The 23,255-nt window shown below is 43.0% G+C and carries 28 protein-coding genes; 12 read left to right on the top strand and 16 right to left on the bottom strand.

Annotated features, from left to right (window positions below; genetic code table 11):
• Positions 1-17 precede the first annotated feature (17 nt).
• The 3 genes from BMZ58_RS14485 to BMZ58_RS14475 form a co-directional block, all read right to left on the bottom strand.
• Positions 18-140, bottom strand: a complete 123-nt coding sequence (locus BMZ58_RS14485) for an anti-repressor SinI family protein (RefSeq protein WP_083412798.1) — start codon at positions 138-140, stop codon at positions 18-20.
• A 235-nt stretch (positions 141-375) separates the two neighbouring features.
• Positions 376-816 carry an IDEAL domain-containing protein gene (locus tag BMZ58_RS14480; RefSeq protein ID WP_341864790.1) on the bottom strand — a complete coding sequence of 147 codons (441 nt, stop codon included), beginning with the start codon at positions 814-816 and terminating at the stop codon, positions 376-378.
• A gap of 480 nt (positions 817-1,296) precedes the next feature.
• Positions 1,297-3,003 carry a phospho-sugar mutase gene (locus BMZ58_RS14475; protein WP_075037276.1) on the bottom strand — a complete coding sequence of 569 codons (1,707 nt, stop codon included), beginning with the start codon at positions 3,001-3,003 and terminating at the stop codon, positions 1,297-1,299.
• A gap of 271 nt (positions 3,004-3,274) precedes the next feature.
• Here BMZ58_RS14475 and BMZ58_RS21200 point away from each other — a divergent pair, with 271 nt between their 5' ends.
• Positions 3,275-3,415 carry a hypothetical protein gene (locus BMZ58_RS21200; RefSeq protein ID WP_167360090.1) on the top strand — a complete coding sequence of 47 codons (141 nt, stop codon included), beginning with the start codon at positions 3,275-3,277 and terminating at the stop codon, positions 3,413-3,415.
• On the opposite strand, the gene BMZ58_RS14470 is transcribed toward BMZ58_RS21200, so the two are convergent.
• A complete protein-coding gene (locus BMZ58_RS14470; protein WP_075037275.1) occupies positions 3,412-3,633 on the bottom strand; it encodes a hypothetical protein in 222 nt (73 codons plus the stop codon). The genes BMZ58_RS21200 and BMZ58_RS14470 overlap by 4 nt on opposite strands.
• Positions 3,634-3,996: 363 nt before the next feature.
• On the opposite strand from BMZ58_RS14470, the gene BMZ58_RS14465 reads away from it, so the two are divergent.
• The 3 genes from BMZ58_RS14465 to thrB are packed head-to-tail and all read left to right on the top strand — an operon-like array spanning position 3,997 to position 7,254.
• Positions 3,997-5,289, top strand: coding sequence for a homoserine dehydrogenase (locus BMZ58_RS14465; RefSeq protein ID WP_075037274.1), 1,293 nt, complete (start codon positions 3,997-3,999; stop codon positions 5,287-5,289).
• Position 5,290: 1 nt separating this feature from the next.
• Complete coding sequence (gene thrC, locus BMZ58_RS14460) at positions 5,291-6,346, top strand: threonine synthase (protein ID WP_075037273.1); 1,056 nt, start codon at positions 5,291-5,293, stop codon at positions 6,344-6,346.
• Positions 6,343-7,254 carry a homoserine kinase gene (gene thrB, locus BMZ58_RS14455; protein WP_075037272.1) on the top strand — a complete coding sequence of 304 codons (912 nt, stop codon included), beginning with the start codon at positions 6,343-6,345 and terminating at the stop codon, positions 7,252-7,254. Before thrC ends, thrB begins: the two co-directional genes overlap by 4 nt.
• Before the next feature lie 92 nt (positions 7,255-7,346).
• On the opposite strand, the gene BMZ58_RS14450 is transcribed toward thrB, so the two are convergent.
• Positions 7,347-7,850, bottom strand: a complete 504-nt coding sequence (locus BMZ58_RS14450) for a VanZ family protein (protein ID WP_075037271.1) — start codon at positions 7,848-7,850, stop codon at positions 7,347-7,349.
• A gap of 153 nt (positions 7,851-8,003) precedes the next feature.
• Between BMZ58_RS14450 and BMZ58_RS14445 the strand changes: the two genes are divergently transcribed.
• A complete protein-coding gene (locus BMZ58_RS14445; protein ID WP_075037270.1) occupies positions 8,004-8,384 on the top strand; it encodes a hypothetical protein in 381 nt (126 codons plus the stop codon).
• Between the two features lie 37 nt (positions 8,385-8,421).
• Here the strand turns inward: BMZ58_RS14445 and BMZ58_RS14440 are convergent, their stop codons facing one another.
• On the bottom strand, positions 8,422-8,916 hold the full coding sequence (locus tag BMZ58_RS14440) for a sigma-70 family RNA polymerase sigma factor (RefSeq protein WP_075037269.1): 495 nt from the start codon (positions 8,914-8,916) through the stop codon (positions 8,422-8,424).
• 160 nt (positions 8,917-9,076) lie between these two features.
• Between BMZ58_RS14440 and BMZ58_RS14435 the strand changes: the two genes are divergently transcribed.
• Genes BMZ58_RS14435 through BMZ58_RS21195 form a run of 3 tightly spaced genes read left to right on the top strand, consistent with a single transcriptional unit; the run spans position 9,077 to position 10,120 of the window.
• Positions 9,077-9,559, top strand: coding sequence for a sigma-70 family RNA polymerase sigma factor (locus tag BMZ58_RS14435; RefSeq protein WP_075037268.1), 483 nt, complete (start codon positions 9,077-9,079; stop codon positions 9,557-9,559).
• 43 nt (positions 9,560-9,602) lie between these two features.
• Positions 9,603-9,887 carry a hypothetical protein gene (locus tag BMZ58_RS14430; protein WP_075037267.1) on the top strand — a complete coding sequence of 95 codons (285 nt, stop codon included), beginning with the start codon at positions 9,603-9,605 and terminating at the stop codon, positions 9,885-9,887.
• A 29-nt stretch (positions 9,888-9,916) separates the two neighbouring features.
• A complete protein-coding gene (locus tag BMZ58_RS21195; protein ID WP_083412796.1) occupies positions 9,917-10,120 on the top strand; it encodes a hypothetical protein in 204 nt (67 codons plus the stop codon).
• A gap of 285 nt (positions 10,121-10,405) precedes the next feature.
• Here the strand turns inward: BMZ58_RS21195 and BMZ58_RS14425 are convergent, their stop codons facing one another.
• Complete coding sequence (locus BMZ58_RS14425; protein WP_075037266.1) at positions 10,406-11,302, bottom strand: AEC family transporter; 897 nt, start codon at positions 11,300-11,302, stop codon at positions 10,406-10,408.
• Between the two features lie 229 nt (positions 11,303-11,531).
• Here BMZ58_RS14425 and BMZ58_RS14420 point away from each other — a divergent pair, with 229 nt between their 5' ends.
• Positions 11,532-12,092, top strand: coding sequence for a transposase (locus tag BMZ58_RS14420; protein WP_075037265.1), 561 nt, complete (start codon positions 11,532-11,534; stop codon positions 12,090-12,092).
• Positions 12,093-12,115: 23 nt separating this feature from the next.
• On the opposite strand, the gene BMZ58_RS14415 is transcribed toward BMZ58_RS14420, so the two are convergent.
• From BMZ58_RS14415 to BMZ58_RS14400, 4 genes are all read right to left on the bottom strand, one after another.
• Entirely contained in the window at positions 12,116-12,379 is a 264-nt protein-coding gene (locus BMZ58_RS14415; RefSeq protein WP_075037264.1) for an HPr family phosphocarrier protein, read from the bottom strand.
• A 320-nt stretch (positions 12,380-12,699) separates the two neighbouring features.
• Complete coding sequence (locus tag BMZ58_RS14410) at positions 12,700-13,980, bottom strand: TRAP transporter large permease (RefSeq protein ID WP_075037263.1); 1,281 nt, start codon at positions 13,978-13,980, stop codon at positions 12,700-12,702.
• Positions 13,977-14,516: a TRAP transporter small permease gene (locus BMZ58_RS14405; RefSeq protein WP_075037262.1), complete on the bottom strand. Its 540-nt coding sequence runs from the start codon at positions 14,514-14,516 to the stop codon at positions 13,977-13,979. Before BMZ58_RS14405 ends, BMZ58_RS14410 begins: the two co-directional genes overlap by 4 nt.
• Positions 14,517-14,591: 75 nt before the next feature.
• A complete protein-coding gene (locus BMZ58_RS14400; protein ID WP_075037261.1) occupies positions 14,592-15,644 on the bottom strand; it encodes a TRAP transporter substrate-binding protein in 1,053 nt (350 codons plus the stop codon).
• A 370-nt stretch (positions 15,645-16,014) separates the two neighbouring features.
• Here BMZ58_RS14400 and BMZ58_RS14395 point away from each other — a divergent pair, with 370 nt between their 5' ends.
• Positions 16,015-16,872 (top strand): MurR/RpiR family transcriptional regulator, encoded by an 858-nt coding sequence (locus BMZ58_RS14395; RefSeq protein WP_075037260.1) that lies wholly within the window; start codon positions 16,015-16,017, stop codon positions 16,870-16,872.
• A gap of 13 nt (positions 16,873-16,885) precedes the next feature.
• Positions 16,886-18,367 carry a gluconokinase gene (locus BMZ58_RS14390; protein WP_075037259.1) on the top strand — a complete coding sequence of 494 codons (1,482 nt, stop codon included), beginning with the start codon at positions 16,886-16,888 and terminating at the stop codon, positions 18,365-18,367.
• Between the two features lie 250 nt (positions 18,368-18,617).
• Here BMZ58_RS14390 and BMZ58_RS14385 read toward each other — a convergent pair whose 3' ends face one another.
• The 5 genes from BMZ58_RS14385 to BMZ58_RS14365 all read right to left on the bottom strand — a co-directional run bounded on the left by BMZ58_RS14385 (position 18,618) and on the right by BMZ58_RS14365 (position 22,384).
• Entirely contained in the window at positions 18,618-20,279 is a 1,662-nt protein-coding gene (locus BMZ58_RS14385; RefSeq protein WP_075037258.1) for a sodium:solute symporter family protein, read from the bottom strand.
• Positions 20,280-20,294: 15 nt separating this feature from the next.
• Positions 20,295-20,582, bottom strand: a complete 288-nt coding sequence (locus tag BMZ58_RS14380) for a DUF4212 domain-containing protein (RefSeq protein WP_425268663.1) — start codon at positions 20,580-20,582, stop codon at positions 20,295-20,297.
• Positions 20,583-20,613: 31 nt separating this feature from the next.
• A complete protein-coding gene (locus BMZ58_RS14375; protein WP_075037256.1) occupies positions 20,614-20,799 on the bottom strand; it encodes a hypothetical protein in 186 nt (61 codons plus the stop codon).
• Between the two features lie 336 nt (positions 20,800-21,135).
• Positions 21,136-21,963, bottom strand: a complete 828-nt coding sequence (locus tag BMZ58_RS14370) for a peptidoglycan-binding protein (RefSeq protein WP_075037255.1) — start codon at positions 21,961-21,963, stop codon at positions 21,136-21,138.
• A gap of 49 nt (positions 21,964-22,012) precedes the next feature.
• Entirely contained in the window at positions 22,013-22,384 is a 372-nt protein-coding gene (locus BMZ58_RS14365; RefSeq protein ID WP_075037254.1) for a cytochrome-c oxidase, read from the bottom strand.
• A 117-nt stretch (positions 22,385-22,501) separates the two neighbouring features.
• On the opposite strand from BMZ58_RS14365, the gene BMZ58_RS14360 reads away from it, so the two are divergent.
• Complete coding sequence (locus BMZ58_RS14360) at positions 22,502-23,221, top strand: DsbA family oxidoreductase (RefSeq protein WP_075037253.1); 720 nt, start codon at positions 22,502-22,504, stop codon at positions 23,219-23,221.
• The last annotated feature ends 34 nt before the right edge of the window (positions 23,222-23,255 follow it).

Raw genomic sequence — 23,255 nt, 5'->3', positions numbered from 1 at the left:
CTTTCAAGTGAAGGGTGCTACCTAATTGTTCCTTTCCGCAAAAACTCTCTTATTTCATCAATACTCAAACCTAGTTCACGTGCTTCTTCTAATAAGTGAACCCAATCACAATCGACTTTTTGCTTAGGTAGCGTCTCCATTTGTTTGCTCCCACCCCTAATTGAGATAATTCAATCCTATACCCTATAAGTATTTTTCTAATGTATTTCTATTATAACTGAAAAAATAACAAACTTTTTAACAAAGTTCATATATTTTTAATTATAATCATGTATTTTTTGACTATTCATACAAATTTATTGTTGTTAATTGTAGAATAGAGAATAAATGAAATTACCCAGGTAAGAGGGCCCTCCTACCTGGGTATTTTGATGGTCATTTGTACATCTGATTCCATTTTTCAGTAAGAAGACGGAAGGTGTCTTCATCCTTTTGATCGATCGCCTTGTCGATGAGGCGTCGAAGGTTGTTTTTTTCTAATTCACGGATAAGTTCTTTCACTTCTTTAGATATTTGCTGGCTAATTTCGATCCCCTCTTCATAATACGGCGACACAATCGAGTGGAGGTGCGACAAAAACTCCGGCAGTTGAAGCAGGTCGGCGATGGAAACATAAACCATGTCCTTGCCTCGTTGAAAAACGAAAATATCGAAGACGTTATGCACCCGCTGACGATTGCGGTCGATAATAATTTCCCTTGATTCCATTGGAATGAACTGATAAAGCTTTTGGTCGATGAATAATGAAAAATACTGGTAGGCTAATACAACTCGAATGAACCGTTTGTCTTCCTTAACATAGTATGGTTTTAGCATTTTTATGTTCAACATGGGCCCACCCCTTTTTGAAATTTAGACACTGGTCCAATGGTTGTGATGAAGATTTCCGCGAGAAGAAGTCCGTTGTTTTCTGCAGATGTTATTTTGCCACATGGATAGTGACAGGCAGGTCTTATCAAGTGTATCTCGAAGAAGTTTAGCTTGTTTGTTTGGCTTGAACTGGGTACTGTGGTTAAATCTGAATTTTCAGTATTTTATTCTATTATCGCGTATTTGTCAATGGAATGAAAGCGATTTCTATGTTGTGGGTTGAAAATAGGCTGTGTTTGTTGGCTATGGGAAGAGGATTCGTGTTCTCAGCGTGTAGTGAGTTCTCTGGATTCGTGGAAAGTGTCTTATCGTGACTTAACCACAGGTGATTGTGTCCTAACTCAAAAGCAAAATGACTTATTTACAAAACATGCGTCTTAACGCAAAAAAACCGTTCCCGGAAATTTCCGGGAACGGTTTTTTTTATTAGATCAATGCATGTAAACGTTCGTTGACGGTAGCTTTTACTGCTGCCAACAGTTCTGCACTTTTTGCTTTGGATTCTGATTTTACACCATAATAGAACTTAATTTTCGGCTCTGTACCGGATGGACGAAGACAGAACCAGCAATCATCTTCAAGGATGAATTTGACGACATTGGATGTCGGCAGGTCCATTTCTTCTTGTTTGTCTTCCTGGACATATTTACGAACGGTAGTGGAATAGTCTTCGACGGCCACCACTTTTTTCCCGCCCGCTTCCTTGATATCTGCGTTGCGGAAGTCGTCCATAATGTTCCTGATTTGATCCGCGCCTGATTTACCTTCAAGCTTCATGGACTGAAGGTCTTCGAGGAAGTAGCCATGTTTTTCGTAAAGGTCATCTAATGCATCAAGAAGTGTCTTCCCCTGGTTCTTCCAGTAGGCACCGACTTCTGCTGCAAGGACAGCTGCTTGAACAGCGTCTTTGTCCCGGGCAAAGTCTTTGACGAGATAACCGTAGCTTTCTTCGTATCCGAACATGAACTGATGCTCACCTGTTTGCTCATATTCGCGAATTTTTTCCCCGATGAATTTGAATCCTGTCAATGTATCCAAAGAACTGATGCCATAGGAGTTCGCGATTACACGGCCGAATTCTGAGGTAACAATTGTTTTGATGAGCTGCCCGTTTTTCGGTAACTCTTTGGATTGCCCTAAAATATAATCAAGAAGCAGGGCACCGGTCTGGTTACCTGTAAGTACGACGTATTCACCATCTTCATTCGGAACGGCTACACCTAGACGATCGGCGTCAGGGTCTGTTGCCATCAAAAGGTCGGCCCCCACCTTTTTCCCTTGTTCAATCGCCAATTCAAAAGCCTGGTGTTCTTCCGGGTTCGGGGAAGCAACTGTCGAGAATTCTGGATCAGGCTTTGCTTGTTCTTCTACAATATGAACAGATGTGAAGCCGCTTTGCTCCAATCCTTTTTCGACGAGGTCACGTGCTGTTCCGTGCAGAGGAGTGAACACAAGGGATAGATCCTTTTTGATGTCTGGCTGGACGGTGACGGTTTTCAATGCTTCAAGGTATGCCGCATCGACTTCCTCATCGACCCAGCGAAGCAGACCGTTTTGTTCGAGCTCTTTTTGGTCGGCCGCTTCGATACTCAGTTCATTTTCGACTTTGTTGACAAAATCGATCATGATTTCTGCTTGTGCAGGCGGAAGTTGTCCACCATCTTCATTATATGCTTTGAAACCATTATATTCCGGAGGGTTGTGGCTTGCTGTTACGACAACACCCGCTGCGGCATTCAAATGACGGACAGCGAAGGACAATTCCGGTGTCGGTCGCAATGATGTGAATACATAAGAAGGAATGCCATGATGTCCAAGGACACGAGCTGTTTCTACAGCGAACTCCTTGGACATGTAACGAGAATCATAGGCGATGGCTACTCCTCGATTGGATAATCCCTGGTCATTGACATAAGTGGCGAGACCCTCCGCTGCTTTTCTGACCGTATAAATGTTCATCCGGTTCGTCCCAGGGCCGAGTTTTCCCCGCATGCCGCCTGTTCCGAATTCGAGATTCTTATAGAAAGCATCTTCTAAAGACTGCTCATCTGATGTTAATTCTTCTAGTTTAGCTGCAAGATCTGCATCCAGTTCGGTGAATTCTTTCCAACGGTTGTAATCATTTTTCCACATGCACAACACTCTCCTTTATTTCTAGTTGTTTTTTGAAACAGGGATACTACTTTTCATTGGAAGATCATTCGTCCGTTTTAAAATCTATCCATATGAATGATTCCAACATTTCTGCAAAGGATTTCCTACGTCTTTTCATTCGCCACTATTTGGCTGAATTCCTGTTTTTTCGGCTCATAATATGAAAATATTCTTCTTTTCTATACTTTTTACACTATGAGAAGGAATCGTTCAAAAATCTATGTATGCCTTTCCACTATTGTAGCATTTCATGTTTACGAATGTTATATGGAAATATTTGTATGACCTGGTCAACAAGAAGAGGGCAACAAGATATTTCCAACGACGGGCAAAAAAAGAAACGTTGTTCGCTTCCTATCAACAACGTTTCTTTTTGTCACTTCTTTATTAATTTATAATCAATCGGATAATGTGCTCTCTTATGCCAGTATAATAGGCCAAATCGTCAGTTGAGGATCCTAATTCCCGTTGTATCCGATACACGGCGGCCTTTCCCTCTCTAATAAATTCATCTGCTTTTCCAGTTAAACCCAATTCCAAGACAAGGTCCTTGATGTATGTTTCATACTTTCTAAGTGGACTTGGTAGTGGGCCGCCTAAGTTCACCATAGTTCTCACCTCCTAGTACATATTACATGTTAGTTATAAAACAATTTCCATTATTCGTCAAGTTACCTTATTTTTCCCAATTATTCTATTTTTATAGATTTCCTCATGGTTTATCATGAAAAGTGATTTTCCGGCTTGAATTTTATTTAATAAATAGTTTTCATAAAATTTTCTCTCTATGAAATATAATTTTCTTCTATTATATAAATTGTGTCCTTTTCCCTCGTTACAAGGCATCCTAAAAATGATTGCGCTTTCTTTTCAATCGTCGGATAATTCACTCTTGTACTTCAATTTCCTTTCCGTTACAATGTCCTTTATATAAAGAATAATGTTTATACCAAGTAGACAGGAGTGTGAACGATGAAAAATACCATTACCGTAGGACTGCTAGGACTAGGGACGGTCGGAAGCGGAGTCATTGAGATCCTTCGTGACCATAAAGAACGCATTGAACATAAAACAGGGTGTGATGTCACGATTAAGTCCGTGCTTGTCCACGACGTTTCTAAACCGCGCGAGGTTCCGGCTGACACCCAGTTGACGGATCGATATGAAGATATTACGAGAGATCCGGAGATTGATGTCATCGTAGAGGTGATGGGCGGGATCGATCACACCTTAACCATATTATTAGAAGCGATTGAACACGGGAAGCATATTGTAACCGCAAACAAAGACTTAGTCGCCCAACACGGGGAACAGCTTTTTGAAGCATGCCAAAAGCATAATTGTGACCTTTATTATGAAGCTAGTGTCGCAGGTGGAATTCCGATTATCCGCTCGATCATGGATGGGCTGTCTTCCGATCGCATTCGCAAAATGATGGGAATCGTCAATGGAACGACAAACTACATTATGACGAAGATGGCACAAGACGGCGTTGATTTTGATAGTGTCTTGAAGGAAGCCCAGGACCTCGGCTTTGCAGAAGCAGATCCGACGGCTGATGTCGATGGCCTGGATGCTGCCAGAAAGATGACGATTCTTTCAATTCTAGGATTCTCGATGCCTTGCAATCTGGAAGATGTCGATATTAAAGGAATCCGTGGTATCTCGTCTGATGACATCACATATGCTGAAGAACTCGGCTACCGCATCAAGCTGATCGGAATAGCGGAAAACGACCACAACGGAGTCTCTGTAAGTGTTGAACCGACATTGCTGCCGATCCAGCACCCGCTTTCCTCCGTGAATGATGAGTACAATGCGGTGTATGTATACGGTGATGCAGTCGGTGAAACGATGTTTTACGGGCCGGGAGCAGGAAAACTTCCAACTGCTACAGCCGTTGTTGCAGATCTGATAGCTGTTTTGAAGAACATCCGGTTAGGAACGACAGGTACAGCCTACGTTCAACCACAGTTCCCTAAGCAAGTGAAAGAGAAGAAAGACCAGCTGACGAAAAAGTATCTGCGACTTCACGTTGACGACCAGGCTGGCATGCTGAAGGAATTGACGAACATTTTTGCTGAATATGGCATTTCTTTCGACCAGTTCATACAGCGTTCTACCGAAAATGAAGGGGAACGAGAGCTTATGATGGTGACCCATCAAGTGAGCGAAGAAGATTTTGAAAAAGCGAAACAGGACCTGGAAGGATTACCTTCTGTCCGACAAATTGATAGCATCTTCCGCGTAGAAGGAGGCGACTGACATGTGGCAAGGCTTGATTCATGAGTATGGAGAGTTTTTGCCAGTATCAGAGAAGACACCGAAACTGACACTGCATGAGGGGAACACTCCTCTCCTCCCGATTCCGTCCATCTCTAAGGACCTCGGGATCGAAGGGTATGTAAAAATCGAAGGAGCCAACCCGACAGGCTCTTTTAAAGATCGCGGCATGGTGATGGCCATGGCTAAAGCGATCGAAGAAGGTTCTGAAGCGGTCATTTGCGCCTCTACCGGCAACACTTCCGCCTCAGCTGCGGCATTTGCGGCTCGAGCTGGGTTGCGTTGTATCGTCGTCATCCCTGATGGAAAAATCGCAGAAGGGAAACTTGCGCAGGCTGTCATGTATGGGGCAGAAATTTTTGCAATCAAAGGAAACTTCGATGATGCCCTCCGTATGGTACGTAAAATGGCCGAAAATGAACCTGTGACACTAGTAAACTCGGTGAACCCTTACCGCATCGAAGGACAAAAAACGGCCGCATTTGAAGTGTGTGATGATTTAGGTGTTGCCCCTGACATTTTAAGCATCCCTGTTGGAAACGCAGGAAACATCACGGCCTACTGGAAAGGGTTCAAAGAATACAATAACCGTCACGGGTACGGGTTGCCGAAAATGATGGGATTTGAAGCAAGCGGCTCTGCAGCAATCGTTCGTAATCAAGTGATTGAAGATCCAGACACCCTTGCCACAGCGATCCGCATCGGAAATCCGGCGAGCTGGGATAAAGCATTGACCACAAGAGATGAATCCAAAGGTTTAATTGATGAAGTCACAGATGAAGAAATCGTCGAAGCTTATCAATACCTGGCGGAAAAAGAAGGCGTATTCGCAGAACCTGCCTCCTGTGCTTCCATCGCAGGCATGATCAAGAAGGTGAAGGATGGAACGATCCCACAAGGTTCAAAAGTCGTCCATGTGCTGACAGGCAACGGATTGAAAGACCCGACGACTGCAATGGAACAGAGTCCGATAAAACCTGTACGCATCGAGAATGATTATGATGTATTCGCATCTGCCGTCACAGGAGTTCAATCATGAGCCGGTTTCAAATAAAGGTTCCGGCAACATCTGCGAATCTCGGTCCCGGTTTTGACTCTGTCGGAATCGCCCTATCAAAATATGTGACACTGGATTGTGAGCCTGCAGAAGCGTGGTATTTTTCCGTACCAGAAGAGGATCGACCATACATTCCATCAGGAAAAAGCAATCTCATTTATAAGACGGCACTATTTACAGCGGAAGCGCTTGGGTTTGACTCGCTTCCTCCCACTCACGTCGAGATGACGAACGATGTTCCGATCGCTCGCGGACTAGGCAGCTCTTCTACTGCGGTCGTCGGGGGAATTGAACTGGCCGATCGTCTTTTGAATCTTGAGTTGAGCCGTTACGAAAAATTCAAGATTGCCTGTGATATCGAAGGTCATCCAGATAACGTAGGACCAGCCATTTTCGGTGGTATCATGGTCTCCAATTATGATGGAGAGCAGTTGGATTATGTTCCTTTCACAGATGGAATGGAACAACTGACCTGGCTTGCGATTATTCCTGATTACCATTTAGAAACGGAAAAAGCACGCGGGCTTCTGCCGGTGGAAATCGATTATAAAGAGGCCGTGAATAATAGCGGCAGTGCAAACGTCCTCGTTGCCGCCCTTGCAACGAAGAACTGGGCATTGGCAGGAAGGATGATGCAAAGCGATCAGTGGCATCAGCCATACCGTCAAGTGCTCATCCCTGGATTTTCTTCGTTTAAAGAGGTTCTTGAAAAAGAAGGATCGCTTGGCCATTACATCAGTGGCGCCGGTCCGACGACTGTCGCGCTTTTTGATGAATGGAATGATGGGAAGGAAGCGCGATTGAAGGAAACTCTTTCTGATTTCAAAGTGGAACCTCTGCATGTGAACTTATCTGGTGTGCAAACATTGGTTCCTGCCTCTGAGAAATAGTCGCTCCATTATGAAATACTTATAAGCGTCAGAGGCTACGGAAAACAGAATCGAGCCAAAGAATTAAAACATAAAACCCCGAACCAGTAGGATTATCTGCTGGTTCGGGGTTTTTGTCGCCAAAGGATTAATACGATGAACAGAAGGCCGGTGAATCCTCCTACACTATCTAATACAACATCCCCTATGTATGGTGTACGGCCGGGTGTGAGCGACTGGTGGTATTCATCGAAAGCGGCGTAAAATACTGTTACTACGTATGAAAGAAGCAACTTACTCCCTGCTCTCCAGTTAGTATTTTCGTTAAGAGCGAGAAACATTGTTACCATCAATAGGAAAAACACGGTCAGATGGGCGGCTTTTCTAATAAGAAATTCCAGCATACCATCGATGCCGCGAGTTTCAATAGAAATGGTTTCTCCGTAATAAGTAAAACGGACAGGTTCAAGGATGGGCTTAAGTAAATCTAATGGCACATAGAGATTCATAGAAGGTCGCAGGTCCTGCTGCTCATAAGGTTGGGAAGAGAAGAAAAAAATCAAACCCATCACCCCGAGCGGTAATAAGGCAAATACTATCTTTTTTAACAAAGTCATTCACACTTTCCTACAAAAAATATCTTCAATTAAATATTATCTTACAACAAATGTAAGGGTTTTAGGAAGATTTAAAGAATTAATAACCTATACTATTAAAATAACTAAAAATTGTATACAATGTTAATAGAATATGAAAGGGGGATTCGACGAATGGCGAAGAAGAGTAAGCAATACGATTATGATCTTAGCGAAGTAAAGCGCTTGATCGGTGAGACAGATAAAAACTATCGAGAAATCGCTGCTGAGACTGGCTGCCCGTACGCGAGCGTCGTTTATCATGGTCGTAAAATCCGTGGACGTGTCAATCGAATGCGTCATGAGGAGATAAATGAAGAACAACCGCAACCAATTTTTACAATCAAAGAAGGTCACCATACATCAGATGAAGCGACTATGTTGTCTGGCGGGACGACATTGAGCATCTCTAGAAACGAAGTCCATATCCAGGATGCAGAACAAGAAGCTGCGAAAATGATAAAAGCTGCTCGTGCATTGGGATTGAACAAAATAAACATAACGATTAATAAATGATCTTTTTTAGTCCTGGGGATGCGCTCTCCAGGGCTTTTCAAAGGATTTCTCCTAATCCTTGCAGCCTCTTCCTCGCATGACGCCCCCAGTTCTTCACCGCATCTGTCGTGACTTTTTCTATGTGAGCGATTTGGACAACGGATCGATCCATGATCATCGTATGGTACACCCATTTCCATTGATTATTCGTAAGAGACTCTCGAACTTGATTCCATAATAATTCATCTGTGATATGATCTTCCCACTGATACATTTCTTCTGTCATCATTCGTTCCATGATCTCTTCCTCGTGTGCCTGTTGCTTTGAATCTTTACGTATCTTATCAATCAATGCATTACGGATTTTCCAATTGATATAAGAGGTGAAAGTTCCAGCTTCCGCGTCGTATGTACGATAGGCCTTCCACAATGCAAAGAGCCCTTCTGCATAAAAATCGCCATTGTGGTCGATGATATGCAGTTTATGGATATGATAATGAATCAACCTTTCACTGTCTTTTACGATTCTTTCAAACTTTTCATCTGTCAACATGGTACACCCTCCCAATTGTTCTTTCATACTATAATCGTTAAAAATTGGGAATTTGGTGTCACAAAATGAAGATTTTTTTAATTTTTTCAGGAGAAAATTAAATTTTTCTTTTCTTCCAATGGAAAATATAGGATAATAGTCTTACAGAAAGGAGAGTGCCATGAAAAATAGTCTTCCCCCATTCGCCGATTGTGAGCGTCTCGTATATTTCACTTTAAACTTATTGAACATCCCAGAGCCTCATGACGATTACTTTCAAGAAAGTTATTTAGTCTACAACCGCTGCCTTGAAAAGTATGACGGGACTCTGAGTAAGTTTTCGACGTATTATATCCAGCGTCTTTACCACCATTTCCAAACACAACATCGGAATGAACAACGTGAGCGTGAAGCCTCTTTCCTTCTTTCCATCCAACACACACCTTCTGATTCGGATCCACTCCATGAATCCCTTCTTCTCTTTGATATCCACCACCATACTATGCTCGATTCAAGAGAACGACTTATTTTCGACCATAGCTACTCGGGCCACACCGTCAATGAAGTAGCACAGCTGATGAAGACGAGCCCATCGACGGTCAAACGAGTGCGAAAGTGTATTAAACTCAAATTAGAGAAATTACAGTGTTTACCAAATCCATAAATAGGGAATATAGTTGTTATCCTAATGTAACGGAGGAATCGCCTTGGAAGAGACGTCCCGATCCTTGTTTCCTCTTGCAAACATCTGGTTAGATGACACCCCGACAATGTTCGCTCACGCTTTTTTAGAATGTCTTGCCTATGAATGGATGGTAGAAATCGTAAATCCATACCCAATCCCCCTTTTAGAAGATAAAGAATTCGTTCTCCATATTTCCCTTGAACAGACCGATGGTACAACATATGCCAAGCTTCCGATTCAATCCTTCAACATCGAAGAGGGAAATGAATTTACGATCTACCGGTTTTATATGTACCCGTCTGAGTGATTTTCCTTGCTGTTCCATAGAATGTTATAATGGTACCGATGTTTTATGGAAAGGAAGAGCGTATGGGTATGTTATATCTCGGATTTGCTGGATTTTTTCTTATCTATTTGATTCTTGGATGGTTTACAGATGTCATTGAAATGTCTACATTCAGTGCGATTTTTTCGGTCGCGTTCCTATTTTTGAATGTGTATATGTTCTGGAAAGAAAAGAAAAAGGAAAAGAGTTCATAATAAAAGTTCCGCCAAGATTGCGTTGGCGGAACTTTTTTGTGTTCTATCTGTATTATCTCTCTAACAGCATTGGAGTAAGATTATCTTCACTCGACTATTCCCACTATTGAATCCAAGAAATAGATATGGCAAGGTGCGCTGGAAACTGGGAAACCCCTGTAGGATAGAGTGCCTGATGAACCCCCGTAGGACAAAGTCCGATGAGGTTCATCGCGCTCCCGCGGAAAACGACTCGTTCCCAACTGCACCTTCACCCCCACGTAATATTCCGGTATCGATTTCAATCTATGTGAGGATGTTGAGTGTTATCGGGATGGTCACGATGCTTAGGAGTGTCGTAATCAAAGTGATGCTGGAGACGAGTTCAGGTTTAGAATCGAATTGCACAGCATACATTGTCGTCGTTGCCGCGGATGGCATCGCTGCGGAGATGATCATGACATTCGCCATCATGTCACTCATCGGCAGAATTATGGTCAATGCCCAGGCGATTAGTGGTGATCCAATCAGGCGTAATGTAGCTGCGTAAGAGATTTTATCCCAACTGAGATTTTTCACCGTAATATTCGCAAGCTGCATACCAAGAGTAATCATAACGGTCGGAATTGTGGCGTCCCCGACAAGGGTGATACTCGACATTATATTTTCTGAAACCGGAATCGATGTGTATTTAAATACAAGCGCAACCCAGACGGCGTGGGTCGGCGGCATTTTCAGGACAGTTTTAATGGCCCTGGTGATCCCTGCCGTTCCTTTAGCTGCGTAATACACGCCAAAGAAGTTCATGACAATTTGCTGCAACACCATGAAGGAGACGGAATAGACAAACCCTTGTTCACCAAAAGCGAACAGTACGATCGGTGCGCCGTAATTCCCTGCATTCATAAAGGCAGTGGAAAGAATCAACCCACTTTCTGTTGATGAACCATAACGGAACAATTTAGCAGCTACCTTGTTAATGAGCAGGATACTGAATAATAAGAGCACGGAGAAAATCACCATCATTAAATAGTCCTGGTCGAAGGTCGCCTCGTAAAATGTTTTAAAAACGAGACAAGGTAACATGATATAAAGAACAACCGTTGAAATAGACTTAATTTCGAGACGCAATATTTTTTGTAGCACAAACCCTGAGCAAAACACGAGAATGACGGGAAGCACCACCTGGAAGAAAATCGACATTGGCTACTATCCTCCTGTTTCTATATTGATTGAATGATAACTTTATCAGTTTATCAGAAAAGTAAAATCCTGTCGTTTCAAATGTGTTGTATTAAATGGAAAAATATGTATGACCTGGTACGGTAATAATTGGGTGACCTGGTGAGACAAATTTTGGAAATCAAGCAGGAGTTTGGATGGTTTTGTCGAATAAAGTTTGGTGTAAAATAATTATAGAGAGGTTGATGTTATGCGTAAGCGCCGATGGTTTCCGAAAGCGTGGTATCATATCACGGCAAGAGGAAACAGAAAAGCAGAGATATTTTATGATGATCGAGACAGGTTCAAGTACTTACAGTTACTACGAGAAGCTAAGTTCTCCCACCCCTTCCACCTCCACTCATTTTGCCTCATGTCTAACCACGTTCACCTTCTCATCGAAACCATTGATCTTCCACCAGGTACATTCATGAAAGATATCCACTCTCAATACGCGATTTATTTCAACAAAAAGTATGGATATGTAGGCCATTTATTCGAGGGTCCTTATAAAGCCAAACTTCAGGATGATGCTTCCTCCATTCTTCAGGTGAGTCGGTATATCCACTTAAATCCTTGTCGTGCTCAGCTTACTTTTGAACCTGAGGAATATAAATGGAGCAGTTACAACCACTATCTATCTCCTTCTCCCTTTTACTCCGACTTGATTACCACCTCTTCCATTCTTTCTCACTTCAGGGACACCAAACATTATGAATTCTTTGTACAAATGGCAAATAAAGTAAGACCTGGTCATCCATTAAATGGATGACCAGGTCTTACAATAAATACCATTTATGGCTGGAGGAAGTTTTCGACTTCTTGAAGGGCTTGTTCGGCGTCCGAGCCGATACATGTCACTTCAATTTCATCTCCTTCATGCAGGCGGAGATTGATCAAACCGAGGAAGCTTTTCAGGTTTGCTTCGTGGATACTTCCTTGAACATTTTTCTTCAGGATGATTTCTGAATCATAGCGTTGAATGATTTGTGAGAGTTCCATAATCGTCTGTGTTTCTTTCATATGCACTTTCACTTTTCTTGTTACTTGTTCGCTCATTTTATTTCCTCCTTATTTAAACATGCTTAATAATACCTGAATCGTATGATTCTGAATAAAGTAGTCACTAATGTAATACTTTCGTTTCCAATGGAATGGAACAGGTAAATTATCGTTGTTGACACAGAAGGCATGGCTGTTGAGTTACTACTGCGTCCACCAAGGTAATGCTGGATTCGGACACTGAGTCCCCACGCCTTCCCTCTTCTTCCTGTCCAACCCTGGAATCTTGTTTTTTAACACCTATAACCCAAAAACCCCTTGCCTAAAAGCAAGGGATTTTTGGTCGATACGCACAAAGGAGGGTCAGTCCTTTTTCATCACTCAGCGAAACTGAGTAACCAAAGTGAGATTTCCGGAATGAACGTAATCATTAATAACGAGAAGATCATCGCGAAAAAGTATGGAATAATCGCGCGTGATAGTTGTTCTATCGATAGTCCAGATATTCCTGAGCCGACGAACAAGTTAACTCCAAGTGGCGGTGTGATGAACCCAATCGCCAAGTTTACGACCATGATAATACCGAAGTGGATTGGATCGTAGCCAAGATTTACCGCAATCGGCAATAAGATTGGAGTCAAAATGATGATCGCCGCAAGCGTATCCATGAAACATCCGACGATAAGTAATAGAACGGTGATCAATAGAATAATGATAATCTCATTTTCAGAAATGGATAGCAGGAAGTTTGCTACTTGGGTCGGGATCTGTTCAATCGTCAACAGACGACCAAAGGCAGTTGCAGATCCGACGATGATCAAGACGGTTGCAGTTGTCAGTGCAGAGTCAGCAAAAATCTTCGGCATATCTTTGAAGCTGAGTTCGCGGTAAAGGAACAAACCAGCGATGACACCATATACAACGGCAATTACGGCAGCTTCTGTCGGTGTGAAGATACCACCGTAAATTCCACCTAAGATAATGACCGGAATGACTAGTGCCCATTTTGCTTCCCAGAATGTTTTTCCGATATTCTTCATAGAAGTCTTTTCGGTCAAACCTTTGTATCCTTGTTTTTTCGAATAGATGTATGCCCAGATAAGAAGTGCACCACCAACAAGAAGTCCTGGAATGATACCCGCGATGAACATGTCACCAATAGATGCACCACCAACGACACCGTAGATGACCATCGGGATACTTGGCGGGATGATGACACCAATGGAACCAGCAGCTGCGACGGTCGCTGTTGCGAACTTTTTGTCATAACCCTGTCTCACCATAGCTGGAATCATAATTCCACCAATCGCAGCAACAGTAGCTGGACCTGAACCTGAAATTGCTGCAAAGAACATACATGTGACGATGGTCGCCATCGCGAAACCACCCGTCTTATTTCCGACAAGTGCGTTAGCGAAGTTGAATAGTCTCTCGGATATACCGCCTTTCCCCATTATTTCACCAGCTAGGATGAAAAAGGGAACAGCCATCAATGGGAATGAATCGACGGATGTGACGAGTTCCTTCATTAAGAATTGAACAGGAATGGCACCTGTATAGAAAATCGTCGCAAGTGTCGAAAGTCCGAGTGCGATTCCGATCGGTACACTAAGCAGTAAGAAGAGGGCGAATGTCCCGAATAATACGATTGTTGTCATGATTCATCCTCTCCTTCCTGTTTTTGCATACGGTCACGTTCATCAGCTACATCCAGTTCTTTTTTACCGATGAGCATTTTAATTTGTACAATCAAATTTTGGACAAGACGGATTGCTGTCAATGCAAATCCTACTGGTGTCGCCATGTAAACTAACCCCATCGGTATGTTTAAGGCCGGTGATTGCTGTCCAAACGATAGAAGTTGGGAAGCAATGTCGTAACCATTGACGACGACATACAAACTGAAAAATAAGAATAGTAGATTAGCAATGATGGCTAACGTTAATTTTGCTTTTCCTTTAAGTAAAAGAAGCATGACGTCCACTTTAATGTGACGCTGTTTTTTCACGCCGTAACTAATTCCGATATAAACTAACCAAATGAAACAATAACGCCCGAGTTCCTCAGACCAGGACAGAGAATTTCCTGAAACACGCATCGCAACTTGCAGGAAAATGACACTGACCATGATGGTCGAGAAAATGAAGAGCAATACTTCTTCAAACCTACGATCTATCGCTCGAATGATGTTCATTTTCTTCACCTCAACTGACCCTGAATGGGGAAGAATACGCTGCAGACCCCCTACAGCGTACTCTTCATCATTCTATTATTTTTGCGCGTCTTCAATCGCTTGATAAACTTTATCTACTGTTTCTTCACCGATCTTGCTCTTGTACTCTTCCACGACAGGAGCTACAGCGTCAACCATTTCCTGGCGAGCTTCATCTGTAATTTCAGTGTACTCCATGCCTTCTTCTTGAAGTTCTTTCAGATATTTCTCATTTGCTTCACGGTTCAATTTACGTTCGTGTTCTCCCGCTTCGACAGCTGCATCTTTGACAATCTTCTGTTGCTCTTCTGTTAAACCATCATAGAAAGACTTACTCATCAAGAATACGAACGGGCTGTAAATGTGGTGTGTGTTAGAAACGTGTTCTTGAACTTCATAGAACTTTTGCAAGTAGATAGTTGCATAAGGGTTTTCCTGACCATCAACTGTACCTTGTTGCATAGCTGTGAACAATTCTGTAAATGCCATTGGCGTCGGGTTAGCTCCTAGCGCTTTGAAAGCATCCAGGTGCAAGTCATTTTCCATTGTACGGATTTTCAGACCATCGAAATCGTCGACTGTCGCTACCGCACGCTCACTGTTTGTAAGATCACGGAAACCATTTTCCCAGTAAGACAAACCTACAAGATTCTGTTCCTCAAGTTTTCCTAGTAATTCTTGTCCAACTTCACCATCTAATACTTCATCCGCTACTTGTTCGTTAGGGAATAGGAACGGAATATCGAAAACGCTAAATTCTGGAACAAAGTTTGCTAATGGTGCTGTGGAAGGAATAACTACTTCCTGTGTACCAAGCTGAAGTGCTTCTGTCATCGTACGGTCATCACCAAGCTGACCACTGTGGTATGTTTCAACCTTGATTGCACCGTCTGTTTCTTCTTCAACAATCTCTTTAAACTTAAGTAAACCTTTATACTGTGGGTGATCACTGTTCAGACCAATACCAGCTTTGATCGTTTTTGTTTCCCCGCTATCACCTGAAGCGCTTTCATCTCCATCACCGCTAGTGGACTCTGCATTATCGCCTCCACATGCAGCAAGTACCGTAATCAAAAGAACCATAGACAATAAACCAAATAATTTCTTCATGTTCGACCTCTCCCCTTGTATTTAAATTTTTTCACCAACTTAGGTAGGAACCCTGTAATCAGTAACCGCTTTCAATAAGCGACCAAAAAACAGGAATCGATTCCATAGAAAACAATTTTCATCGCTATTCCATCAACCAGCCCCCTCTCATTACTAGAAGCGCTTTCATAAAACTTCTAAAAAAAAAGAGAATGACAAGTTTCTTTTTTGTTTGACAACTTTGAAAATTATTTTCTGTAATTTCGATTATACAATAAATCATTTTTTGTTCAATAGTTTTTTAGAAAAAAATTTCATCGATGCCGAACTTTTATTTAAAATAAGTTTCATATACAATAATAGATAAATAGAATATAGAGGAGGAGTACCTATGATAGAAGCCCCCGCTAAGCACGTCATAAGTCGGATTCGCTCTTCTTACACTCAATTTAGTGAAAAAGAAAAGCTGATTGCTGATTATATACTGGAAAATACAGAAGAAATCGTTCACTCTACCATTAATCAGGTAGCTGATAATCTTACGGTCGCTGATGCAACCGTTTTCAGATTTTGTAAGCGCTTAGGTTTCAAAGGGTATCAGGCAATGAAAATCGCTCTTGCAGCAGAAATAGTCAATCCTATTCAAGATATACATGAAACGATTTCTGAGAACGACACGGACTTAGAAATCACTGAAAAAGTTTTCCAAGCGAATATTCGCGCTTTGGAAACATCCCGTGACGTTCAAAATCCCCTTTCCTTACAAAAAGCAATGGAGTACTTAGTAGAAGCAGACCGTGTATTCTTTTTCGGGAGTGGCGGATCGAACATTCTGGCCCTGGATGCTCAACATAAATTCATCCGGACAGGAATGGAAGCGTATGCCTATCACGATACTCACTTGCAGTTGATGTCTGCGTCGCAAATGAGGCCAACAGATGTTGCTGTCGTTATTTCTCATACAGGGTCCAACCAGGATATTTTAGATATCGTGGATGTCGTAAAAGAGAACGATGTCAAAGTGATCGGGATTACCAACTTCGCGAAATCACCACTAACGAAGATGGTCGACCTTTCCTTATATACAGTGGCTGAAGAAACAGAATTCCGGTCGGAAGCACTCGCTTCAAGAATTGCCGGATTATCATTGATTGATTCGCTTTTCGTCAATTACAGTGTCAAAATGAAAGAACAATCACAGAAAGCCACACAAAAAATGCGTGATGCCATATCAAGGAAGCGTGTGTAGAAAGGAATTTATTATGAAGTATGTCATTGGTTTAGATATTGGAACGACCAGCGCTAAGTCGGTTGTTTTTTATGAAAATGGACGAGTTGCAGCGGAATATGAAGTTGCCTACTCTCTTTCCCACCCGGAGGTCGGGTACGCAGAACAGGACCCGCTTCACATCGAACAGGCAGCTCTCGAAGCGATGAACTTAAGCACCCAAACATTAGATCGAGAGGCCATTCTAGGTGTCGGTATTTCAGCAGCTATGCATTCGATGATTTGTATGGATAAAGAAGGGGCCCCTCTTTCTCCCTCGATTATTTGGGCGGATGCACGCAGCGCAAAAGAAGCCTCTCAGATGAAAGAAAAACACCCGGATGTTTATATGCGGACAGGTACACCGCTACACCCGATGTCTCCATTGTCAAAACTGTTATGGATGAAGAACAACCACTACGAGCCATGGAAACAAGCGGATTACTTTGTGTCTGTGAAAGAATTTTTGTTATACCGGTGGTTTGGGGAAAAAGTCGTGGACTACTCTATCGCTGCTGCGACAGGGCTATTCCATATTCATGACCATAACTGGGATGAGGAGACACTTCAACTTGCGGGGGTGAGCAAAAATCAACTTTTCACCCCGGTAGAGCCGACCTATGCAATGAAAGGTATGGATGCACTAACTGCTGAAAAAGCCGGCTTGAAGCGTTCCACACCATTTGTCATCGGTGGCAGTGATGGACCACTCGCCAACCTCGGTATCGGAGCAATCGAGCCAGGAGAAACAGCAATAACGATCGGAACGAGTGGTGCAATCCGCCAATTCTCTAATCAGCCATTGCTGGATGAAAAACAGGAAGTCTTCTCCTATAGTTTTACAAATGATCTATGGATTACGGGTGGTCCTTCCAATAATGGCGGGCTTGTGCTGAAATGGGTCCAGCAATTGTTGTTAGAGGAACGGGAAATCCCGATGGAAGAATTGACAGAAATGGCAGGTCGAGTAGAGGCAGGTGCGGGGAACTTATTGTTCCTTCCTTATTTGAATGGGGAACGCGCCCCATTTTGGAAAGCAGAAGCGAAAGGATCCTTCATCGGGCTCACTCCTTCTCATGGAAAAGGACAAATTACACGCGCGGCGATGGAAGGTGTGCTGTTTTCTATTCTGCATATAGCAAGTGCCCTCGAACGTCTTGGTAACAGTCATGACAAAATCTTTGCAAGCGGCGGGTTTGCCCGATCAGAAGTTTGGGTTCAAATGCTTGCCGACCTTTTCAACAAGCGGATCGATATACCGGTCAGTCACCAAAGTTCTGCCTGGGGAGCTGCCTGGGTAGCACTTTATAGCTTAGGAAAAGTGGAAGATTTGAAATCCATCAAGTCTTCGATTCCTATGAACCAACATTACGAACCGAATGTTGAAAATCATAAAAAATACCAATCCCTTTTCGAAGTGTATCAATCGGTATCTAATAAATTGCAACCAGACTTCGAAAAACTACATCACATGTAACTATAAACGTTTAAGCGGACCAGGTCATCCAATATTTGGGTGACCTGGTCCTTTTCTTCTTAGGTATAGTCCAGCTCCAGCGCCTACCCCCTCGAGGTCTTAGGCCTCACAGGAAGTGGGGTCGTTCGGAGGTGCAACAGGACGTTGCGAACTTAACCGAACTTCTTTCTTAATTTTTGTGACAAAGGACGTCACGACGAGTCTTGGCTTAAGCTTGTCGGGGGTGATCAAGGCGCTTCCGCTTTTAATATTACTTCACATCTTCTTTCAGCCAGTATTCTCCATTTTTGTATTCGATTTGTTCTGGGTAACGGAGGTCTGTAACTTCGTCCTGGGTCTGTTTAGAAGGTGGAGCGGTTAATAAGGAAACGATGACATTCGCCAATATGGCGGCAGTTGCCCCGAAAACGCCTGCTCCTGTGTCGATAATGCCCAGTATTGTGAAGCCACCGTATTTAGCGGCAAAAATGTAGCCGAGCGTAACCGATAAACCAACAAGCATACCAGCAATAACACCAGGCCCATTGGCACGTTTCCACCATACGCCGAGAAGAAGTGCCGGGAAGAACGATCCTGATGCTAATGCAAAGGCCCATGCGACGATTTGGGTGATCGCTCCTGGTGGGTTCAATGCAATCAAACCAGCAGCAACAGTAGCTAATACGATGGACCAACGCCCGACAGATAGTCGTTTTCTCTCACTGGCATTCGGATTCATGGAACGGAAATAGATGTCGTGCGACAAAGCAGCAGATATGGCGATCATTAAACCACCAGCTGTCGATAGTGCCGCAGCCATAGCCCCGGCAGCCATCAGACCGATGACGAAGACCCCGAGATTTGCGATTTCCGGTGTCGCCATAACAACGATATCATTACTGATGACGAGCTCTGACCATTGCAGTACCCCGTCACTGTTATTATCCGCTAAAGACAGACGCCCAGTGTCTACCCAGGGCTGTGTCCATGCAGGTAAGTTATTGAGAGAAGATCCAGCCACTTCGGTCATCAAAATAAAACGGGAAAAGGCTGCGTAGGCAGGAGCAGATAAATATAGCAAACCGATAAATAATAAGGCCCATGCTCCACTCCAACGAGCAGCTTTCATTGTAGCTACAGTATAAAAACGGACGATGACGTGCGGTAAACCGGCTGTTCCTGCCATCAAAGTAAACATGAGTGCAATGAATTGCCATTTCGTACCCTCTGTAAAAGGTACGATGTATTCTGAGATTCCAAGTTCCTGATCAAGGACACGCATTTCAGAAATAACATCCCCATAAGAAAGCCATGGCAACGGATTTTGTGTCAATTGCAACGACATGAAAATAACCGGTATCAAGTAGGCAGTGATCAGCACTAAGTATTGAGCAACCTGTGTCCAGGTAATCCCTTTCATGCCACCCATTGCAGAATAGAAAGCAATCAATGCCACACCAATCAAAGTACCAATCACTGTATTGACTTCAAACAAACGCCCAATAACGACTCCTGAACCAGATAGCTGTCCGACAGAATAAGTAAAACTAATGATGATCGTGGCTACGGCAGCAATCAATCTTGCCGTATTGCTACGATAGCGGTCGCCTATGAATTCAGGGACCGTGTATCGTCCATATTTTCTCAATTGAGGAGCCAGAAGGAAGGTGAGCAATAAATAACCGCCTGTCCAACCCATGATATAAGCGAGACCATCGTATCCAAGAACCATCACCGTTCCAGCCATCCCGATGAATGAGGCTGCACTCATCCAATCAGCACCGATAGCCATGCCATTAAAGACAGGTGGTACGCCTCGGCCTGCCACGTAAAAATCTGATGTAGCCTTTGCTTTATTGTAGATAGCAATACCTATGTACAATCCAAAAGTAGCGACAATTAAAGCAAAGGAGACTATAAACTGTGTGTCCATACTTCTCCCCCTATCCTATTGGTTAACTGCTTGGTCTTGGTCGGATTGTTCTTTAGGAATTAATCCGAACTTTTTGTCAACGACATCACTGATGATCGCGTTGAAAAAAAGAAGGGCAATGAACGTGATAACCGCTCCCTGGCTTCCCATATAATACGGAAGTGGTATCCCCATTACTGTAAAGGACGAAAGGCTTTCGGCAGCAATAACTACGCCAAAGGAAACGAGTACTCCGATGATGAGGTAAATACAAATAAGCATTGTGCGTAAACGGAAATATGCCTGTGCTCTCTTCGGATCCATCTTTTTCACAATTCTTCACCTCCTTTCAAGTTTAGCCTCTCAAGTTAAAAATGAACTGGACGGTTTCCCAGAAAGGCATCGGTACCATAATGATTTTCACTAAAGCTACCGTAAAAAGAGCTGCAAATGGTACGGCCAATAAGAGTGGCCGTTTTTTCTTCAATGCTAAAATGACGGATAATACCGTAATGATGGAAAGTATTATTGGAATGAGCAACCTGGTCTCCCCCCTTTTTGTAAGCGTTAACATAAGCGCTTAAAAATTTTTGAGAATATTTTGATTTAACTGAATATTGTATTTTTTATTATTCTAAAATTCTCATTATTTGTCAACAGATACAATAAGACTACATGTTTCCACACCCTAAAAGAATTAACTGCGAAGTTTGGGACTGGCATGCTATTTGACGGATCGACTTGGCCTATGGCGCGAGGTGCATCTGTGCACACGCCCTTTTAGCGTTACCTCACCTCCTATTCACCTTTTACTCAAAACAAAATCCAGGTATCTAGTCATAAAGATACCTGGCTACACATTCGAAGAAGTTATATGTTATTGAGAGTCTTGATTTCCGAAGAGGGCCCTCCATGTGACTGGTCCGACAACGCCATCGACTTGGAGGCTGTGTTGGTGTTGAAAAGAACACACGGCAGCTTCTGTTCTTTTACCATAAATCCCATCATCCTGCACCCCGATCACTCTTTGAATTCTTTTTACCATGGACCCTCTTGCGCCAAAGTGAATAGGTGTTCCTGGATAGGTAAGGGTGTCCAGTCTTTGTTGCGTAATTGGACCGACGATGCCATCGACCTGCAAGCCTTCGTTATATTGAAAAGCTTTAACCGCACTTTTTGTCCGCGGTCCAAAAATTCCATCAATCGGGCCTGGGGAATAACCGAGTCGGCTCAATTTCGTTTGAATATTTTTCGTTTCCTTCCGTTCCTTGTTCAGTGGCAATTCGAGGTGGGCATAGTCTCTGAAGTTCGTCCAATCTCCTCCCCACTGGAAACCTAGCGATTTTGCGATATTAGCTGCTTGTATCCAGCGATCATTTACGGTCCAGAGCGCATTTTTTCCATCCTTTGTTACAAGAAAAAAATCAACCGCTCGTCCGTCATGATGGTTACTTTCACCTGGTTTGGCATAGGTAACAATTTTGCCGTTGCTGCCATACCTCTTTCCGTTCCAATAATAGTCCGGGCGGCCTTGTCCATAGAGATGAGCCTGCTCTGTGAGAGACCGATGTCCTGAAGATATTTGGACAAAGATCTCTTTTTGGTAAGACTTTTCGATCAATTGTAATGCTTTTTCCTTAACCTCCTTACGAACTGCCCCCATTTTGGTTAGGCTTCTTTTTTTCAGAGTGTCTACTGTGATCATAAAAAATCCCCCCTTACTTCTATAATCGAAGTAAGGAGGAATTTGCGTGTCAGGTGGCTTTCAGATTTTTAAAAATGTTGAATACGAATGAAAAAATGCCCAGAGATGTGATAGTTGCCCCGGTGGCAACGAGCGGCAAGAGTGCTTCCTTTTCAAGAACTAAAGCAAAGAACAAACCAATCATCATTAACGGAAGACCGACATTATGAAGCCAGAAGTGGATTTTCCCTGACAGGGTTTTGGCAAGATCCGGAAAAAGGTGATATAAGATTCCTGCCAGAGTCAGGGCCGTCCAACCAAGTAAATTGATATGAACATGGACGGGGGTGAGGGTGTAACTGTGCGCGCTTGACATGTAGTAACCGATGGCAACACCGATAGCAAAATAAGCAGCAGAAATTTTAATCAGTGTGATTCCCATGTATACAGACCTCCTTTTTACCTATATATACGCCCATAATATTGGAAACAGAATAGTGGATTTCATCACTTTCGCATCGTAAAATGAGGGATAATCCCACTAAAGAGGTGAACTCTCATGAAAATAGAAGTATGGTCAGATTTCGTCTGTCCTTTTTGTTATATTGGAAAAAGAAGATTAGAAGAAGCTTTAGCAAAGTTTCCTGATCGTCAAGTTGAAGTTGTCTATAAAAGCTTCGAGCTTGATCCTCAGGCTGAACGTAATACAGGAAGAAACATGCATGAAAAACTTGCTGCAAAATATGGGCGTTCGATTGATGAAGCACGGGAAATGACACAGAACATGACCGAGCAGGCAAAGATGGTCGGACTGGATTTCCACTTTGATACAGTGGTCCCGACCAACACGTTTGATGCCCATCGTGTTTCCCAGCTGGCAAATGAAAAAGGTCTCGGAAAAGCATTCGCCGAGCACTTCTTCCAGGCCGTTTTGACGGATGGAAAAGATATCGGGGATCATGAAACGATATCTTCTTTAGCTACTGAAGTGGGGCTGGATCGTGAAGAAGTAAACGCCGTACTTACAGGGACAGATTATACAGACGCTGTCCGCAGAGAAGAAGCAGAAGCTCAGCAAATCGGTGTCCAGGGGGTTCCATTTTTTGTAATCAATCGCAAATACGCGGTATCTGGCGCTCAACCAACAGACGTATTTGTTCAAGGTCTTGAAAAAGCATTTGCGGAAGAAGAGCAGAAACCGGTGTTTGAAGACTTATCTAGTGAGGGTGGGGCCGCTTGTACGGAAGACGGTTGTGAAGTACCCCAAAAAGATAACTAAGGGAAAAATTTTTTCGAAGTTCGAACAGTAAAAC

Source organism: Halobacillus dabanensis, from assembly GCF_900114165.1.
GTDB lineage: Bacteria > Bacillota > Bacilli > Bacillales > Halobacillaceae > Halobacillus > Halobacillus dabanensis.
This window is presented reverse-complemented; position numbering and strand designations above follow the sequence as displayed.

Bases quoted from the DNA above. Each gene is read 5' to 3' on its own strand.
- BMZ58_RS14485 (WP_083412798.1), bottom strand. From the start codon at position 140: ATGGAGACGCTACCTAAGCAAAAAGTCGATTGTGATTGGGTTCACTTA.
- BMZ58_RS14480 (WP_341864790.1), bottom strand. From the start codon at position 816: ATGCTAAAACCATACTATGTTAAGGAAGACAAACGGTTCATTCGAGTT.
- BMZ58_RS14475 (WP_075037276.1), bottom strand. From the start codon at position 3,003: ATGTGGAAAAATGATTACAACCGTTGGAAAGAATTCACCGAACTGGAT.
- BMZ58_RS21200 (WP_167360090.1), top strand. From the start codon at position 3,275: ATGTTTACGAATGTTATATGGAAATATTTGTATGACCTGGTCAACAAG.
- BMZ58_RS14470 (WP_075037275.1), bottom strand. From the start codon at position 3,633: ATGGTGAACTTAGGCGGCCCACTACCAAGTCCACTTAGAAAGTATGAA.
- BMZ58_RS14465 (WP_075037274.1), top strand. From the start codon at position 3,997: ATGAAAAATACCATTACCGTAGGACTGCTAGGACTAGGGACGGTCGGA.
- thrC (WP_075037273.1), top strand. From the start codon at position 5,291: ATGTGGCAAGGCTTGATTCATGAGTATGGAGAGTTTTTGCCAGTATCA.
- thrB (WP_075037272.1), top strand. From the start codon at position 6,343: ATGAGCCGGTTTCAAATAAAGGTTCCGGCAACATCTGCGAATCTCGGT.
- BMZ58_RS14450 (WP_075037271.1), bottom strand. From the start codon at position 7,850: ATGACTTTGTTAAAAAAGATAGTATTTGCCTTATTACCGCTCGGGGTG.
- BMZ58_RS14445 (WP_075037270.1), top strand. From the start codon at position 8,004: ATGGCGAAGAAGAGTAAGCAATACGATTATGATCTTAGCGAAGTAAAG.
- BMZ58_RS14440 (WP_075037269.1), bottom strand. From the start codon at position 8,916: ATGTTGACAGATGAAAAGTTTGAAAGAATCGTAAAAGACAGTGAAAGG.
- BMZ58_RS14435 (WP_075037268.1), top strand. From the start codon at position 9,077: ATGAAAAATAGTCTTCCCCCATTCGCCGATTGTGAGCGTCTCGTATAT.
- BMZ58_RS21195 (WP_083412796.1), top strand. From the start codon at position 9,917: ATGGTACCGATGTTTTATGGAAAGGAAGAGCGTATGGGTATGTTATAT.
- BMZ58_RS14425 (WP_075037266.1), bottom strand. From the start codon at position 11,302: ATGTCGATTTTCTTCCAGGTGGTGCTTCCCGTCATTCTCGTGTTTTGC.
- BMZ58_RS14420 (WP_075037265.1), top strand. From the start codon at position 11,532: ATGCGTAAGCGCCGATGGTTTCCGAAAGCGTGGTATCATATCACGGCA.
- BMZ58_RS14415 (WP_075037264.1), bottom strand. From the start codon at position 12,379: ATGAGCGAACAAGTAACAAGAAAAGTGAAAGTGCATATGAAAGAAACA.
- BMZ58_RS14410 (WP_075037263.1), bottom strand. From the start codon at position 13,980: ATGACAACAATCGTATTATTCGGGACATTCGCCCTCTTCTTACTGCTT.
- BMZ58_RS14405 (WP_075037262.1), bottom strand. From the start codon at position 14,516: ATGAACATCATTCGAGCGATAGATCGTAGGTTTGAAGAAGTATTGCTC.
- BMZ58_RS14400 (WP_075037261.1), bottom strand. From the start codon at position 15,644: ATGAAGAAATTATTTGGTTTATTGTCTATGGTTCTTTTGATTACGGTA.
- BMZ58_RS14395 (WP_075037260.1), top strand. From the start codon at position 16,015: ATGATAGAAGCCCCCGCTAAGCACGTCATAAGTCGGATTCGCTCTTCT.
- BMZ58_RS14390 (WP_075037259.1), top strand. From the start codon at position 16,886: ATGAAGTATGTCATTGGTTTAGATATTGGAACGACCAGCGCTAAGTCG.
- BMZ58_RS14385 (WP_075037258.1), bottom strand. From the start codon at position 20,279: ATGGACACACAGTTTATAGTCTCCTTTGCTTTAATTGTCGCTACTTTT.
- BMZ58_RS14380 (WP_425268663.1), bottom strand. From the start codon at position 20,582: ATGGATCCGAAGAGAGCACAGGCATATTTCCGTTTACGCACAATGCTT.
- BMZ58_RS14370 (WP_075037255.1), bottom strand. From the start codon at position 21,963: ATGATCACAGTAGACACTCTGAAAAAAAGAAGCCTAACCAAAATGGGG.
- BMZ58_RS14365 (WP_075037254.1), bottom strand. From the start codon at position 22,384: ATGGGAATCACACTGATTAAAATTTCTGCTGCTTATTTTGCTATCGGT.
- BMZ58_RS14360 (WP_075037253.1), top strand. From the start codon at position 22,502: ATGAAAATAGAAGTATGGTCAGATTTCGTCTGTCCTTTTTGTTATATT.